Origin of the sequence: Microbulbifer weihaiensis (genome assembly GCF_048323715.1) — a bacterium.
GTDB lineage: Bacteria > Pseudomonadota > Gammaproteobacteria > Pseudomonadales > Cellvibrionaceae > Microbulbifer.
Genome location: NZ_JBLWFL010000010.1, coordinates 175345 through 192351, shown reverse-complemented (window position 1 = coordinate 192351; position 17007 = coordinate 175345). Strand labels below are relative to the sequence as shown.

The following is a 17007-nucleotide window of genomic DNA, read 5'->3' as shown; positions in this document are numbered from 1 at the left end:
TCAACAACGAGCAGCGCCAGCTGCGAAGCCCGCAGGGACAAAAAAGCCCCAGCTTTTTTGGTTAGTCCGGCCGCCCCTTCCACACCGAATCAAAAGACCCGCATGAGCGAGTCCTCTTGTTTGTGCCGGAGGTCGGTGAGAGCCGGTACCCCGGTTCGACCGATTGCGCTTACAGCGCAATCAACAACGAGCAGCGCCAGCTGCGAAGCCCGCAGGGACAAAAAAGCCCCAGCTTTTTTGGTTAGTCCGGCCGCCCCTCCCACACCGAATCAAAAGACCCGCATGAGCGAGTCCTCTTGTTTGTGCCGGATGCCGGTGAGAGCCGACACCCCGGTTCGAACGATTGCGCTTACAGCGCAATCAACAACGAGCAGCGCCAGCTGCGAAGCCCGCAGGGACAAAAAAGCCCCAGCTTTTTTGGTTAGTCCGGCCGCCCCTCCCACTCCAGATCAAAAGACCCGCATGAGCGAGCCCTCTAGTTTGTGCCGGAGGTCGGTGAGAGCCGGCACCCCGGTTCGACCGATTGCGCTTACCGCACAGTCAGAGACGCGCAGTGCCAGCTGCACCGCTTGTAACCTGAACTCTGGGTTGCACTTTCCCCGCATCGGTCACTCGATCAACCACCCGTCACTGGGCGTCATAATATCGCTCACCGTCCGGCGGACAAATTCAGTGCGTCACTGCAGAAAAAACAATGCGAGTCCTATTGCTGCTGAATTTTAAATACCCGCTGGGAAATTGGTTTACACTCCTGCGCTTTATTCCCGGTAAGCCCACCCAGATGTGGTAACGATAGATTTTTTCTTACAAATTACTGACAAAGAAAATCTTACAAATTACTGACAAAACAGAAGTCAGAAAGAGCTTCCTAAACCTCGCCCTTCAAATCAAAATCCCCTTATTTGTAAAATCGTTCTGCTAGCCAGTTAGTGAAGTATTGTATGCGTGAAGAACAGATCGACCTTGCCGGCACCCGCCGGGCCCTACTTTCCATTTTAAAGCCTGAGCGTTCGTTTTTCTGGGTGGTGATTGCGTATAGCGTTGCCATTGGCCTGCTCACTCTGGCGGTGCCAATCGCAGTTCAGACCCTGATCAATACCATAGCTAATCTAGCGTCGCCCAGGGCGATCACCATATTGAGCGTTGTTCTCTTCTGCACTTTGCTGCTCTCCGGCTGCTTCAGTGCGCTGAGAATGCGGGTTATGGAGTATTACGAGAGACGGGTATATGCCCGGCTGGTGGCTGAGCTGTCGATAAGAACAGTGCTTGCGCCCCACAGTTATTTTGAGGGTCGCAAAAACACTTCGGTCACCCATCGTTACTTTGACATCATGACCCTGCAAAAAAATATCCCATCGCTGATGGTGGACGGTATTGCCTTGGTGCTGCAAATGCTGGTGGGATTTACGCTGGTGTCTTTCTACCACCCGTTTCTTCTGGCCTTCAATCTTTGCGTTCTGCTGGTGATGTATGCAATATGGATGCTGTGGTCAAAACAGGCGAAAACATCCGCGGTAACCCTGTCCGAATCCAAGTATTCCACCGCCAAGTGGTTAAGCAATCTTGCAGCTGCTCACGAATTCATTAAGTCTTCTTCCCAATTTGACTACGTTGGTAAAAAAACCGAAGGTTATATCGCAAACTACACCGCCTGCCACTCCAAACACTTCTCGTTTACTTTCAAACAAGTGGTTATGTTCCTGCTGCTGTACGGTCTGGCGAGTGCCGCGCTGCTGGGGTTGGGCGGCTGGCTGGTGGTCGCTGGACAGTTGTCAATTGGCCAACTCGTCGCCGCTGAGCTGATTATGTCCGCGGTATTTCTGGGACTGTCCCGCTTCAGCCAATACCTGAAACTTTATTACGAACTATATGGAACGGCAGACAAACTTGGCGGTGTATTCAATATACCCCAGGAAACTCTGGAATATTCTTCGAAGCCTCACCCTCAAAGCGGCGCCATTCAGTTCAATCATGTAGAAATTCGCCACCACCGCGAGCACTGTAACCTGCATTTGCAGATCAAGGACAAGTCCAAAATCCATATGGTAACCAGCGCCAACTGGATACAGAAAAAACTGGTTAACTTATTGAAGCGTTATGAAACGCCGGATAGTGGCTGGATCAATCTTGGAGAGCATGATTTGGTTGACCTGGATACCTATGAGTTGCGTCAGGCGGTTATGGTATTGGATCGCTCCCTTATCATTGAATGCAAGATTGAAGAATACCTGAAAATTTCGGCACCGAAGGCCACTTCCAGCCAAATTCAACAAGCGCTGGTGGATGTCGGCCTGGCAGCACGCATCAATGATTTTCCTCAAGGTCTGCAAACTTCCCTCTCTTCCGTAGGCTCGCCGCTGCAACCATTGGAATTTATATTGCTCAAGCTGGCGGTGGCAATGTTGATTAAACCGAAAGTGCTTATTCTGAACCAGCACTTCGATGCTATCCCGGCCTCGAAACGGGTGGCGTTATTGACGTTGATTAAGCAAATGGATTCCACCGTCGTTTACTTTACCAATGCCCCTGAAAGCGTACCGTTTGACGGTGTGATCGAGTTGCAGCCGGCACTTCACGCTCCGCACAGTGCCGAGGCAGAACGCCGGGGAGAAATCGCATGAGCCTAGCCCGCGAAGACTTTATGAATTCCATGCAGACACTCAATCGCCTCGCAGTGCCCAGCACGCACAAAACCGTGATGTGGCTGATTTTGGTGTTTGTTATCAGCGCTGCAGTATTGCTGGTCTTTATGCCCTGGGTACAAACCGCTTACGGCACCGGCAAGGTCGACTCATTAAACCCCCTGTTGCGTATCCAGCCTATCTCGGCATTGCTGGATGGTCAGATCGAACAGTGGCATGTGAATGAAGGCCAGCGAGTAGAGAAAGGTCAGCCGATCGTAACACTGGTGGACGTGGATGCCGGCAGGTTGGATAAGATCCGATCCCAGCATGCTGCAGCGAATCAGCGCTACCTGTCCAACAAGCTGGCCGTTGAGAACGCACAGAACAACCTGGCCCGACAAAGAGGCTTGCTCGAAGAGGGGCTGGTGTCACCGAAATCCGTTGAAAGTGTCGAAATCAGCCTGGAGAAACTGAAGGCCGAACTGGCGAAAACTGAAGAAGATCTTAACGCCATCAAGATGCAGCTGGCCCGGCAGGAAACCCGTACCAAGGTAGCTCCCATGGACGGCACAGTGGTGCGTTTGCGCTCCCTAGGCAGTGCCACTTACATCAAAGCTGGGGAAGTGCTGGGATCCTTTGTGCCAGAAACGGTTGAGCGTCATGTGAGCATTAAAATCAACGGCTTGGATGCCGCACTGGTATCGGCCGGGCGCCCGGTGAGGATCCAGTTTGATGGCTGGCCCACTTTCCAGTTTAGTGGCTGGCCAGGGGTTTCAGTGGGAACCTTTGCCGGCATCGTTGCGTTTGTAGAACCGGTTGCCGATGAGAATGGGCAGTTTACCGTGTGGATTGCGCCGGATCCGAGTCAGGAGCCCTGGCCGGATCACGAGAGTGCCCGTCTCGGAAGCCGGGTGAGAGCCTGGGTACTGCTTGAGAACGTGCGGCTTGGTTATGAACTGTGGCGTCAGTTGAATAACTTTCCGCCGGTAAAAACTCAACCACAGTGATGTTTGTAATGAAACTGGCAGTTTTCGTTTTTATTCTGTTGATGGCTCCCTACGGGTACGGGCTGTCGTTGAGTGACTTTTTGAGGGAAGTGTCGAACGGCCACCCAGAACTGGCTGCTTTAGAAGCGCAGTCCGGCCAGATCCTGGCGGATATTGAATACGCCCAGGGTGCCTTCGATCCCGAGTTTATACATAAAAGCAGCGCGCGGCTGGCTGGCTACTACGACGGCCTCTATGCAGACCAGGCATTCGTTCAGCCATTGATGGACTATAACGCTGAATTATTTTCCCGATATCGCATTTCCGATGGTCAGTTTCCGGTTTACGAGCAGCAAAACCAAACCATGAGCGGCGGTGAAGCGGCCTTGGGCATCCGGCTATCTTTGCTGCAAAACCGGGATTTCGATAAAAACCGCTTCAAACTGCAAAAAAGCTCAATCAATCAAAGAAAATGGCAGCAGCAAGTTAAGATTGCGCAAAGTGAGTTCTATTATTCGGCCATTGATGCCTACCTGAACTGGTTCCAGGCCAATCACTATCTGACGCTCAACCAACGATTGGTGGATGTGACCAGTAAACGCCGTAAAGGCATTGAAAAACGCGTTAGCTCCGGAGACCTGGCTGCCATTGCATTGGTGGAGTTTGATACCCGGCTCATGGAACGGAAGGTTGCATTACTACGAGCAAAAAACAAAGTTCAAGCGCAGCAGCAAAAACTCGGTTACTTTGTTCGCTCTCCCCAGAATAGCGAAGCGCTGACAGCTGCCAGTGCCGATGGCCTGATTGAATGGCCGGCACCGTTAAATGTCGGCAGTGATACAACCACTTCGAGCGAATTGCATCCGGCGATACAAGCCAAGCAGTTTGAACTTCAAGTGCAGCGGCAGTCTGTGCGACTTGCGAAGTCCGAACTGCTGCCAAAGCTGGATCTGGAGGCCGCTGTTTCACAGGATTTAGGTGCCGGGCCCAACTCGCTGGAAAAGGCCGAAGCCAAAATCGGCTTGCAGTTTTCAGTACCTCTTGCACAGAGGCAGGCCAAAGCACAGAAATCGAAAGCGTTGCTGGAGATGCGCGAAAAGGAAGCCCAGCTGGGCTCACTGACTCTTGCCATCGAAACACAACTGAATGAAGCCCAGGTAAATCTGGCTTACGCCCAACAGTTGTATCGTGTTCAGGAACAACAAATGCGCCTGGCAGCAACATTGTTTGAGCAGGAGAAACGCCAGTTCGACCTGGGAGCCAGCGATTTCTTTCTGCTCAACAACCGGGAGTCAGAAGCCTTCGATGCCGAACTGAAAACAATCGGAGCCAGGTTCAACCTGTACCGAAAGCAACTGCACGTGCTGAAAATCAAGGCGTCTCTACACCATGAGTTTGTTAAATCACTGATTACTTCCTAACTGATTACGCCCTATTAGTGCACTGGGGACATGCCTTTGGTGTAACAACGAGCCTTTTGTTGTTACTCCAGGCTGCCCCAGGCAACAGAGCATCACAGAGCCGAACTACTTACCGGCAAGTGCTCATTCAGAAAACTCACATACGCCTCCGAAGCACTGATCCGATTCGCTTTCTTGCGGAAACCATGCCCCTCATCCGGAAACAGCACGTATTCCACCGGCACGTCATTTTTCCGGATGGCCTCGACCATTTCATCGCTCTCGACCTGCAATACGCGGGGATCATTGGCCCCCTGCACTACCAGCACCGGCTTCTGGATATTTTCCGCATGAAACAGTGGGGAGATACGGCGGTGGCGTTCGGCATCCGTGGCGGGATCACCCATTTCATCGTACAGCGACTTTTTGAACGACTCCCACCAGGGCGGGATGCTCTGCAGGGTGCGCTCCCAGTTGGTAACACCAAAAATATTGATGCCCACCTCAAACTCGTCGGTAAACGCCATGGCTGCCATGGTCAGGTAACCGCCGTAGCTGCCGCCAATCACCGCGATCTTGTCGCCGTCCACCCAGTCCAGTGACTGCAGGTATTTCTTGCCGTAGACAATGTCCTGTAAGTCCACTTCGCCGTGCTTTTTGTCATCCAGGTGGTAGAACGTCTTGCCGTACCCGGAAGAGCCGCGATTGTTCACGGCAAACAGCGCATACCCCTGGTTGACGAGATGCTGCATTGCCGCACTGTACCCTTTGCGGGACTGTCCGCCGGGACCGCCGTGGATCCAGATCAACGCGGGCGTCTTCTGCTCGGCATTTGCCGCTTTTGGCTTGTACAGCAGGCCCGGGATCTCCAGACCATCGAAACTCTCGAAGCGCACGACTTCGCTGGCCACCAGGTGCGCCTCGTCAATGGCCGGATTCAGGGTATCCGTCAAGCGGCGGGCCGCTTTGTCGCCCAAAGAGTAGGCGTAGAGATTGGAGGGCGCGGTATCCGAGTTGATGTAAAACACCATACCGCGGGCATCGCTGGTGAAGTTGACACCGCGCAGGTCACCCGCCGGTAACTGGGGGATCGTGAGCGGCTCGCCACTGCGCTGATCCAGGATATCCAGCCTGGTCTGCGCATCCTCATTGGTGCCCACCACCCGGAAGTTGCCGTCGTCGGAGTAGTACACAAACGATACGTCCCAGTCCGCCCGGTACAGGGGGGCCCGCTTGGCCGACGCGATATCGTAGCTCCAGGCCGCGGTGTATTCCGAGCCTTCATCGGATCCGTAAATCAACCGGGCACTGTCGGGAGAGAAAGTAAACGCACTGTATTCCACATCACCTTCATGGGGCGTAATAAGAACCGGTTTCGCGTTATCCGCCTGCAGGTCGACCAGATATAAATCCGCATCGGCATTGGAGTTGGATTTGACCAGCGCCAGCCACTTGCCATTGCGGCTCACCGCCTCCGGTGACAGCGAATCCTCATTCCTGAACACCAGATCGCGGGAATATCCATCGGTACTGTACTTGTAGATATCAAAGGATTTTGGATCGCGCTCATTGGTCGCAACATAGAACGCAGTGTCATCGGCATGCCAGCCAAAGAACGCCGCCTTGAGACTGTCACCGGGCGTCAGGTCGCGCACCTCGCCGCTGGTTTCGCGCACAAACAGGTGGTTGAGTTCGTTGCCACCCTGATCTGCGGTATACAGGATGCGATCATCCTTCGGGAACCAGCTTACCCCGTACACCGTGTCCGTTGTGGAACTGGTCAGTGCTTCCGGCGCCGAACCGTCGAGCGGGTAACGATAGGCATTGAACACGCCGGTAGCATCGCTACTGACCAGCACCGCGGTATTGTCGTGATTGATCGAAGACCCGAATACGCTGGTGGTCTGGAAAAACTGCTCCGCGGAGTACCGGGTAATTGCATCCGCTTTGCCCGCGGGCTCAGTCATCTCTGAAGTGACAGTTTCGGAAGTGATAGGCCCGGAAGCGGAGGATTCTGTTGATGATTTTTCCGGGGTACAGGCTGCGAGGCACAACAGCAGCCCCAATGAGAGAACCACTTTATCCTTATTGATCATGGTCAGTGCCCTGTGTATTGAGGAGACGGGTCAACGTTATCAGACTACAGACCCAGGAGTGTGACCTACTGCACAATGGCGAGGTATCCACAGCACGCCATTAATTACCGGGCTACGCCTTCAGCCAGGTTCGACACTACCCCCGCCGTTGCCCCGACATGACCAAACCCGTCGTAGAGCCGACGGCTCCAGCTCAGGGCTTGCGCCTCGGCCGCCATGGGGTCACCGCGCTCGAGCGCGGAAAAAATCGCTTGTTCGGCAGCGCCCTGCACCTGCAAAAATTCACTGTCATGCAAGCAGTGCCCGGCCGAATTACCCACCCAGGCCCGGTGTTTCTCCCACAAATCCTTTTCGCAGACACGCCAGGCCCCGGAAAAACTGACAGGGCTGAACAGGCTTGCGCAGGGGCTGGCTGTTCCAGTAAAGGCAACCTGCGGCTCACCCACCCCCAGGCGCACGATCATGCTGTTTACCGTGTGCGATGGACGCAGGAACCCAAGCAGTGCACCGGCAGGTGCCGCGTGCATACACAGATCGGCATTCCCGCTTGGCTTGCTGCGCCGGTGGCTGCGCAACACGGCGGCCATATTGGCAAAGCCAGCGGTATCCGCCTCGAGCCCGCCCAGCTGGGCCAGGGCCGAGGCCCGGCGCTTGTGACTGGCTCCAACAAAGGGCACCAGTCTGGTGTCGAAGGTGCGCCTGAAGTGCGGTCGCTTTGCCGCCAGGGCGTCGTCGCAACGGCTGTAGTCCCGCTTGATGGTAAGCGCGTTGGAGATGCTGTCCGCGCCATTCACGCGCTGGGCCGCCCAGTGGCGACCTGCGGTTTCCAGTTTCCACACCGCTGACTTGTCCGCGATCAGGAAACTGTTGTCATAGCGAAACTCCCGCTGGGTGAAGCCGGCGGGCCCGCCCTGGCCAAATTGCGCCAGCAGGTCCACGATCACCTGCAGCGCGTTTTCTGCACTGCTGGCCCGCTCCAGTGCCAGCCGCAGCAGATCCATGCCCAGCAGCGCGGCGCCCTTGCGCCGTACCTTTGTGGAGAATATGGCTTCATTGCCAATGGCAACCCCACACTCGTTCACCCCCATTTCCGCCCCCCACATCCACGCGGGCCGGCCGATAATGCAGGCGTGTCGGTTTTCCACCTGCGGAATTTCAATCCAGGTGCAGCGCAGGGTTCTGGTCTTGTCACCGCGCACCGCCGGAATCTGCTCCACCCGCTGTGCTTCCATGGGATCCCGGTCGCTGTTCTTGGCCAGCCAGGTCACCTTTGCCCCCGGCAAAACAAGTGTGTCACACACTGCTGGCACCCTCGCTGCTAAGCGCGCTGCGCTCGACCGTCTGTACAAGCTCGCGCTTCACTTCTGCCACTGCCCGCTCGGCAGATTCCAGCGCACCTTCCATATAGCCATACCATTCGACGGCAAACTCGGTGCCCGCCCAGTGAATGGCACCGTTGGCCTCGCACCGCCGCGCCGCGCCGCCAGTCCAGGTGCCGGGCGCCATCAGCGCCGCATAGCAGCCGCGTGTCCACGGCTCGCTGCTCCAGTCCTTGTCCACATATTCCACTGGCGAGCGCGCGGCTTCACCAAAATAACGTGCAAAGCAATCCAGCACCGCCGCGCGACGCTCATCCGCACCGACTTCACTGTAATGCCGCGCTACTTCGCCCTCCAGAAACCCCATCAACAATCCCGATGTTTTTCCCTGCTCGGAATTGTCGAACGTGACCCGCACCGGACCAGCCGGGCTCGCCACCTGCCCGGATAAATCGCCATCGCGCCAGAAGGGCGTTTCATAGCGGGCAACACACTTGATACAGGAGCCGGCGGGCATGCGCTGCAACAGCCTGTCCCGCCAGGCCGGCAGCTCCGGTTCAAAGCGGATGCGCAACGCCTGGTTGGGGGGCACAGCCATGATGACTCTGTCGCAGGTCGTCACGCCTCCCCCGTGGCGAACCTGCAGGCGGCCGTCCGGCCGCTGCGTGATGCTTTCCACCGGCGCATTGCACTGGACGGATTCCGCCAGTTGCCGGGCCATGGTTTCGCACAGGCCCGCGGTTCCCCCGTGGACTCGATCCTGTTGCGCACCACCGGTAACGGCAAGCAGGGTTTCCAGGGAGTTTCCCGAGCGGGCGTAGAAGAGCGCGTGCAACAGCGAGAGCTCGGCGGGTTCTGCCGCAAACACCGCACCGATAGCCACCGCGAACAGCTCGCGGGCGAGCGTCGTGAAACAGTTTTTTTGCAGCCAGGCGTCAAGGGTAGTGGCATCCCACTGCGCAGCCTTGGCATGTTGCCAGGGCCTGGCTGCATCCAGGCTTCTCGCCATGGATTCGAAGCGGGCCATGGCAATGCCCAGGTCGGCGAGTGCCACGGGATTGATCCGGGGAATGGTGCCCCGGTAACGGCGGGTCTTGCCCGCGAGATAAAGCAGGTTGTCACCCTGGTCGTACAGCGGCCAGGTCTTTGCGCCCAGCGCTTCGATCAGGTGATACATCCGGTTCTGCCCGGGCCCGACCCACTGCCCGCCGATATCCACGGTGTCGCCATTGGCAAAGTGGTGATTCTGCAACCGCCCGCCAACCCGGTCGCGCGCTTCCAGCACCCTGACCGAACAGGAATCCCGCAGCAGGCGCGCGGCGTGCAGGCCCGCCATGCCCGCCCCTACCACCACAACCTGAACGTCATCATCACCCGGGTTTGTTCTCATTATTGTTATTGCTCCAATTCGGCAAATATGGCCGGCAAACCTGGCCGGCAAAAAAGCTGCGCCCAAAACTTCAGTTGAGCCACAGGCTGGAAATAATTGCCGCATCCTTGCGCGCGCCCTGGATCACTTCCCCGTTCAGAATCGCGGTGGTACGCCCGTCATCCCCCAGATCCCAGAGGTCGCCACGCAAGAAAGTGTTGATGCCCGCTCGCAGCTGACCGCCGCGACCGGCCAGGGCGTACTTGCGCCAGGCTTCCCCCTCACTGAGCACCCCCACATCCTGCGCACTCACATCGTCCGGCGCAGGTGCGCCGTTGTACCCCGCCCACGGCTGGGCCCAGATCCCATCTGGTGAGGAAAAAGACGGAACTACGACCAGCTCGGCCCCGGCAACCTGCTCCCAGGTATCCGGGTACCAGCTGTCGGCGCAAATCAGGATGGCCAGGCGGCCGAGGCGGGTGTCGAATATCGGGAGCGGGTCTTGGGAGGGTTCAATAAATGGCAGTTCACTGCCAATGGGATACACCTTGCTTACCGGCCCCGCGACGCTGCCGCCGGGGTGAAACAGAAAGCTGCTGTTGTAGAGCGCTCCCTGACCGGGCTGAATTCGGCCGTTTTCTACAACGGGGTTGGGCAACACGATGGAACCGGCCACCAGCGTTACCCCAAACTCCCTCGCCAGCGCGGAAAACAGGTTTTGATACTGGGCCGCCATCGCCGCCGATTTGCTTTTGAACAGCGCTGCAGCATAGGGGTCGTCCGCCGTCTCCCGCCACAGCTGTGCGATAAAGCCCGGCAGGTTTCCCAGTGCGGACCAAAGCAATGCGGTTTGGGTACGCCCGGCATCGTATACCAGAAAGCCTTCCCCTTCGGCCACAAGCCAGGTGCCGATATGCTCCGGGAACACAACCAGGCTGTCGGGGTTCAGCCAGCCCGCCTGCTGTGCCGCCAGCAGGTAACCGCGCAACTTTTCATGCAGCCGCTGCGCACTGGCGTAGTCCATCGTGGTCAGGTAGGGCTGAATGGAAACGAGGTTCGCTCCCCCGGGCACCGGGGTGTTGAGCGGTTCAAGTGATACCGTGGAATTTCCATCGCCGCTCGATACGGGCGGATTGCCGCTGCTGGACGGCGCTACCTGCAATAACACCGCTAGCATCACAAGGCCCAGCAACAGGGACAGGAACAGGGACAGGAACAGGGACAGGAACAGCTTTTTTATCATTATTCTGCTCAGTAGTCGGATTACACAGCTACTATAACGGCGTTTTCCGGACAGCGGAATCAGTGCACAGATCACCCTGTGGCAGCGGAAAAAACGGCACAAAAAAAGGGACTGAAATTTCAGCCCCCTTTTCACCGGTCAAAAGCGCGCGCAAACCACCTACAGGTTCGCGATCTCGATCATCATCGCCGTGTACATTTTCAGGTTCAGGCGCAGCTGCTCCACGGTAATGAATTCGTGCTCGGAATGGCCGGTATAGGCTTTCCCCGGCATCGATGGGCCGAAGCTCACCGCATTGGGCAGCAGCTTGGCATTGGTAGAGCCGCCGATGGCCACAGGGCCCGCGTCGGCGATGCCGGTGAAGTGACGGAACACCTTCAGCAAGGGTTCCACCTGCGGCGCATTATCGGCGCGGTAGGGCTCGCCCAGATGCACGCCCAAGTCCGCCAGCTGGATACCGGTCTTCTTTTTCCAGCCGTCGATGGCACTGTGAATCTGCGCATCCAGCACCTCCGCGGTCTTGCCGGTTGGGCGGCGCAGGTTCAGGTAGCTGGTCAGCCCTTTTTCTTCAGCCTTGACCATGGTCAGGGCACCGGTCATGGGGCCCATAAAGTCATCGCTGTAGGCAATATCGCCAAATTGTTCCGCAACAATGCCGGTGCCGATCAGATCGTTGATGTAGCGCACAGTGGCGCCAGCGGCATTGGCCGGCCAATCGTGGCTGCCCAATGCATCGGCCAGGAAGGCAATCGCATTGATGCCGTGTTCCGGCTCGGAGCTGTGGGTGGCCACGCCGCGGGCGGTGACTTCGAGCACGCCGTCTTTGCGCGCGAACGCGAACTTCACTTGCGGATGCCTGGCGGCGCGGTCGCGGATTGCCTGCTCCAGCGCCGCGGTCGGGTTGACGATCCTTGCCAGGGCTTCATCCGGCACCTGGCTGCGGAAATAGCCTCCGTGGAAGTCGCTCAGGTAAGGCTTGTTCTGATCTGCCAGCGGCGCCCCGGCAAAGGTGGCACGCACTTCACTCCATCCCTTTTCCGCGGTCACCACCGGGTAACTGGCGTCGATGGTGATGTTGTAAGCGGGCATGTCGTAATCCTTCAGGAACACCTCAAGCGGCTCCCAATCCGACTCTTCCCCCAGATAGACAATCAGCTCCACCCGCCGCTTCATCGGCACGCCTTTGTCTTTAATTGCTTTCATTGCATACAGGGCGGTGGCGATCGGTCCCTTGTCATCCTCGCTGCCGCGGGCGATCAGCTTGCCCGGCTCGCTGGTGCGATCCAGCTCAAACGGACTCTTCTGCCACTTGGCCGGATTGGCCGGCTGGACATCGCCGTGGGTCACTATGCCGATCTTCTCTTCGCCCTGGCCCAGCGCCACGATCACCACATAGCCGTGATCCTCGCACGCCAGCCCCAGCGCCCTGGCCGTGTCACACAGGGAGCGCTTGAAGCCGGTGAACTCGGGGTTCTTTTCCAGCGGCAGGTCTTCCCGCGCCACTGTCTGGAACTGCACCAGCTCGGCGAGCGTGTCGGTCATCGCCGCTTCGTAGCGATCCACCGCATAGGTGGCAGTGTTCTGCGCAACGGGCGAGACACTTGCCACGGAGACCAGCGGACAGAACAGCAGCGGAGCCGCTATCCGCGCAAATTTGGATCGGAATTTCACAGGGCACTCCATAGGCAAAAGATAAGGGGTCAAAGGACAACAGAAAACGAGAAAGGCGCATTGTACCGCCCCGCCGGCAGCAAATCCCGCCCAGCGCGGCGTTGTGACGGCGAGCTGCGATCGAATTAGGACGCGCCACTCGCGCCCAGAAGACAAAGGATCAGGTCAACGTTTTAATATTGCGGACACGGTTGCGCCGGACACGGAAGTGACACCGCTTCTGCGTCCGCATCCTGATCAGCAATCAGATTGTGCGGCCGCTCAAGCGGTGCTTTCGGGGGGGATCGAATTGTTCGAGCGAGGGAAGCGGCATATCACTGCCAATGTGACAGGTTGCGAAAGGTCAGGGAGTCTTATCCGGACACTCCACTCTCTGGTACTTGACCTGTTGCGCAGGGCCATACCCCAAGTCCAGCGCGGTTTCCAGTGCGCTCGCCCGGATAAGATGCAACAGAATCTGCCCGGTGGGCTCGCCGCAGGAAGATACGAAGACCACGTCTGTACGAAAGCCACAGGCCGAGCCGTGCACAACCACATCACCATCCATCAATTTGGCGCTACTCTCGGCCAGCGTCATGTCTTTCCCTGTGCACTGTTTCGGGCGGCGATGCCGAAACACCCAGATAACAGGATCCTGCGCCGTGGCCTCTTCGGTTTGGGCCAGCAGTAAGTTGGCCGGTGGCGTCACAGCATGACTCCCGGTGACGGGTACTTCGCGAACAACACCCTGTCCCAAAGCACCTGCCGACAAGAAAAAGCCCATCATCAACAGCAGTCGTTTGCATTTCATTTTGCGTTACCCACATAGAGCGGTTGGCGGGTGAATTGCGCCATATCCAGAAGGCGGAGATATCCTTTAAAGAAGAATAGCAATGACTCGCGCAGGTTGCGGCAATTGCGGACAACAGCCATTGTTATTCGGAGCTGGTCGTTAACGCCGCTACTCAGGATATTTAATTCCACAACCCGCACAATCCCCGATTGCTTGCTGTGCTGCCATGCCGAAACTGACTTTTCGCCTCTACCGGGAACTGAATGACTTTCTGCCAAAGCCTTGGCGGCAGTGCAGCTTCACCCGTGAATTTACTGCGCTCGGATCGATAAAGGATGCGATCGAATCCGTCGGTGTACCACACACGGAGGTCGATCTGATTCTGGTGAATGGTGAGTCGGTGGATTTCGCATTTATCCCCCGGGACGGCGATCGCGTCAGCGTCTACCCCCTGTTCGAGTCACTCGACATCAGCAGCGTGACCCGACTGCGGCCGCATCCATTACGGCTGACGGCATTTATCCTCGACTGCCATCTCGGGCGACTGGCGCGCTATTTGCGCCTGCTGGGATTTGACTCGCTGTTTTACGGACATTGTGCAGATGAACGGCTGGTGGAAATTTCCCGGCAACAGCACCGTATCCTGCTGACCAGGGATCTCAACTTACTCAAAAGAAAAGCGCTCACGCACGCCTACTACGTACGCGCTACACGCCCGCTGAACCAGGTTCAGGAAGTGGTTCGCCGCTTGCAGCTGCAAAGTGGTTTCGAGCCATTCTCCCGCTGCACGGTCTGCAACGGTTTACTGGAAGCTGTGGAGAAAAAAGAAATCTGGGCGCTGCTGCCGGAAAGCAGCCGGCGGCGCTTCGACAAATACGCCCGCTGCGCTGATTGCGGCAAGGTTTACTGGAAGGGCAGTCACTACACGCGCATGCAGCGGCTGGTCGAGCAATTGCGCAACAGCTGAACCAGTGCGTATCCAGGGCTAAGGTTCAACGTCGACGATTTCTCCCACGCGCCGCATCAACGCGTAAAAGCCGTTGCTGCGCGATGGTGACAGGTGTTTGTCAAACTCCAGTTCCTTAAAGACCTGCTCCAGATTGATTTCCCGAATACTCTCCGTGGACTGTCCGTTCAGCTGCATCAGCAGGAAGGCCCCCAGCCCCTTCACCACCCGACTGTCGCTATCGAGCGCAAAGTAATGCTTTCCGTCCTGCGCGCAATGGGCCAGCCAGGCACTCGACTCACACCCTTTGACGCTATGTTCCGGCAGCCGGATCGCAGGCTTCGGCGCAATCGCCTTGCTCCACTGCATCAACAGGCGGTAGCGCTCCTGCCAGCCACGGCGTTTGCGCAGTTCTTCCAGGTCAAGCGCGGAAAAATCGTCCACCGGCCAGCCCTCCGCAACCTCGACCTCGGGATGCGGCTCTGCATTTCCGGCGCTATCGAGTTGTTCGAGAAACTCCGCCACAGCGGCAACAAAACGCGCTACATCCTGTTCGGTATTGTAAGCTGCCAGCGACGCCCGCAGCGTCGCACTGTGGCCGGAAGCACGGATCAGCGGCTGCGCGCAGTGATGGCCGACACGCACTGCAATGTCTTTGCCGTCCAGCCAGTGCATCAGGTCGACTGGCGCAAAGCGGCTGTCGCTGAATGTGAGTATCCCAAGGTTGTTTTCCGCACTGCTCAATAATGTCATACCGGGCAACCCGGACACCTGTTCATGCAGGGTGCGCAACAGCATTTGCTCGTGCGCCGCCATTGCGGCCCGATCCTGATGGTGCAGGAAGTCCAGGCAGGCCCCCAGGCCCGCAATGGCAGCGAGCGACGAGGTGCCGGCTTCAAACTTGTGCGGCAATCCGGCGTAATGGCTGGAGTGCAGATCCACATCGGCGATCATCTCACCGCCGCCCTGCCACGGCGGCATCTCCTGCAGCCATTGCTCGCGACCGTAGAGCAGGCCGATACCGCTGGGGCCGTAAAATTTGTGCGCGGAACACACCAGGAAATCGCAACCGATCGCGCGGACACTGATGGGGGCATGTGCGGCCAGCTGTGACGCATCCAGCACCCAGCGCAGGTTGCGCCCCGCCAGAATACCCCGCACCAATTCAAGGTCGGTGCGAAATCCCAGCGCATTGGATCCCGCCGTCATCGAGACAATGCGGGTGCGCGGCGTCAGCACTTCTTCCAGTCGCGCAAACTGGGGAATACCACGCGCATCGGGAACATAGCGGATATGCAGCTGATGACATGCCGCGGCCATCTGCCACGGCACCAGGTTGGCGTGATGCTCCGCTGTGGACAGTACGATTTCGTCACCGGGCTCGAGACCTGCGCACAAACTGCTGGCGAGCAGGTTCAGGCTTTCCGTTGCGCCGCGCGTGAAGATCAGCTCCCGCACATTATCGGTTCCGAGAAATGCCGCCGCCTGTGCCCGCACCTGTTCCACCATGGCCGTCGCCTGCCGCGCAAGCCGGTGACTGGAGCGATGGGTATTGGCATTGCTGTGCAGGTAAAAATCGCGGATCGCATCGATCACAACGGCCGGCTTCTGCGTCGTCGCCGCATTGTCCAGATACACCAGATCGCGGTTTTCCGGCTGGCTGAACAGGGGAAACTGCTGTTTGAATTGCGGGGCGGAAAAACTCATAGATTGAAAAGCACCTGGGTATTTTCGCGTGTCTGCGCACAAACCTGCTCGACCGGAATACCGCGCAGTTGCGCCACGGTTTCCGCAACGGCAGGTAAATATTCGGGGCTGTTGCGCTCCCCCTGGCGGCCAGCATGGGGCATGTCCGGCGCGTCGGATTCCAGCAACAGGGACTCCAGCGGTACCTCGCTGACCGTCCGGCGCGTCTTCGCCGCGCGCTCATAGGTAATAGTGCCGCCAATGCCGAGGCGGAAGCCGAGTTTCCAGTATTCCCGCGCGATCTCCGCGCTGCCGCTGAACGCATGGATCACGCCGCCCCTCGCAGGCCGGAACACTTTGAGCAGTGCAAGAATCTCACTGTGGGCTTTGACACAGTGGACGATCACCGGCAATTCCAGCTCGCATGCGGCAGCCAGTTGCGGCCGCAACACCGCCTCCTGATCCGCCAGGCTGGTAGCGATGCTCTTGTCGAGGCCGCACTCGCCAACGGCAACCACACGCCCGCTGCCCGCACGCTCCTTGGTCACGCGCTCAACAATGGCCTGCTGCAGCCGCGCCACCGATACCGCCAGGTCTGCCGCCCACCAGGGGTGCACACCGACGGCGCCATACCAGTCAGGCTCGCTGCCGACCAGCGCAAACAGAGAGCGCCACTGGGCGATGCTCACCCCGGGCAGTATCAGCTTGTCGATACCGGCCGCGCGGCAGCGGCCCCAGACCGCATCGCGATCCGGCGCGAACGCATCAAAATCAAAATGACAATGGCTGTCGATGAGCGACATGGCGGGCTACGGCAAAAAATTTGCAGAATTCTAGCACGCCCCCTGCCCCACCGGTTTACCCTGCGCCGCACAGCGCGGATAATCCCCGTGCG

12 protein-coding genes are annotated in these 17007 nt (G+C 57.9%); 4 read left to right on the top strand and 8 right to left on the bottom strand.

Annotation, left to right across the window (positions count from 1 at the left end; all coding sequences use genetic code 11):
• Positions 1-941 precede the first annotated feature (941 nt).
• The 3 genes from ACNKU7_RS13180 to ACNKU7_RS13170 are packed head-to-tail and all read left to right on the top strand — an operon-like array spanning position 942 to position 5031.
• Positions 942-2621 carry an ABC transporter transmembrane domain-containing protein gene (locus ACNKU7_RS13180; protein ID WP_418297451.1) on the top strand — a complete coding sequence of 560 codons (1680 nt, stop codon included), beginning with the start codon at positions 942-944 and terminating at the stop codon, positions 2619-2621.
• Positions 2618-3631, top strand: a complete 1014-nt coding sequence (locus ACNKU7_RS13175) for an efflux RND transporter periplasmic adaptor subunit (protein WP_418297450.1) — start codon at positions 2618-2620, stop codon at positions 3629-3631. The genes ACNKU7_RS13180 and ACNKU7_RS13175 overlap by 4 nt, the downstream gene beginning before the upstream one ends.
• A gap of 8 nt (positions 3632-3639) precedes the next feature.
• On the top strand, positions 3640-5031 hold the full coding sequence (locus ACNKU7_RS13170; RefSeq protein ID WP_418297449.1) for a TolC family protein: 1392 nt from the start codon (positions 3640-3642) through the stop codon (positions 5029-5031).
• 92 nt (positions 5032-5123) lie between these two features.
• On the opposite strand, the gene ACNKU7_RS13165 is transcribed toward ACNKU7_RS13170, so the two are convergent.
• From ACNKU7_RS13165 to ACNKU7_RS13140, 6 genes are all read right to left on the bottom strand, one after another.
• Positions 5124-7106 carry a S9 family peptidase gene (locus ACNKU7_RS13165; RefSeq protein WP_418297448.1) on the bottom strand — a complete coding sequence of 661 codons (1983 nt, stop codon included), beginning with the start codon at positions 7104-7106 and terminating at the stop codon, positions 5124-5126.
• Between the two features lie 104 nt (positions 7107-7210).
• Complete coding sequence (locus ACNKU7_RS13160) at positions 7211-8407, bottom strand: C69 family dipeptidase (protein ID WP_418297447.1); 1197 nt, start codon at positions 8405-8407, stop codon at positions 7211-7213.
• Complete coding sequence (locus tag ACNKU7_RS13155) at positions 8400-9815, bottom strand: flavin monoamine oxidase family protein (RefSeq protein WP_418297446.1); 1416 nt, start codon at positions 9813-9815, stop codon at positions 8400-8402. The genes ACNKU7_RS13160 and ACNKU7_RS13155 overlap by 8 nt, the downstream gene beginning before the upstream one ends.
• Before the next feature lie 70 nt (positions 9816-9885).
• Positions 9886-11037 (bottom strand): carbon-nitrogen hydrolase family protein, encoded by a 1152-nt coding sequence (locus ACNKU7_RS13150; protein WP_418297445.1) that lies wholly within the window; start codon positions 11035-11037, stop codon positions 9886-9888.
• A gap of 159 nt (positions 11038-11196) precedes the next feature.
• Entirely contained in the window at positions 11197-12708 is a 1512-nt protein-coding gene (locus ACNKU7_RS13145) for a dipeptidase (protein ID WP_418297444.1), read from the bottom strand.
• Between the two features lie 343 nt (positions 12709-13051).
• A complete protein-coding gene (locus tag ACNKU7_RS13140) occupies positions 13052-13498 on the bottom strand; it encodes a hypothetical protein (protein WP_418297443.1) in 447 nt (148 codons plus the stop codon).
• Positions 13499-13706: 208 nt separating this feature from the next.
• Here ACNKU7_RS13140 and ACNKU7_RS13135 point away from each other — a divergent pair, with 208 nt between their 5' ends.
• Entirely contained in the window at positions 13707-14447 is a 741-nt protein-coding gene (locus ACNKU7_RS13135; protein ID WP_418297442.1) for a Mut7-C RNAse domain-containing protein, read from the top strand.
• An 18-nt stretch (positions 14448-14465) separates the two neighbouring features.
• On the opposite strand, the gene ACNKU7_RS13130 is transcribed toward ACNKU7_RS13135, so the two are convergent.
• Both ACNKU7_RS13130 and ACNKU7_RS13125 read right to left on the bottom strand, forming a co-directional pair.
• Positions 14466-16133: an aminotransferase class V-fold PLP-dependent enzyme gene (locus ACNKU7_RS13130; protein WP_418297441.1), complete on the bottom strand. Its 1668-nt coding sequence runs from the start codon at positions 16131-16133 to the stop codon at positions 14466-14468.
• Positions 16130-16915, bottom strand: a complete 786-nt coding sequence (locus ACNKU7_RS13125) for a TatD family hydrolase (protein WP_418297440.1) — start codon at positions 16913-16915, stop codon at positions 16130-16132. Before ACNKU7_RS13125 ends, ACNKU7_RS13130 begins: the two co-directional genes overlap by 4 nt.
• Positions 16916-17007: the final 92 nt, after the last annotated feature.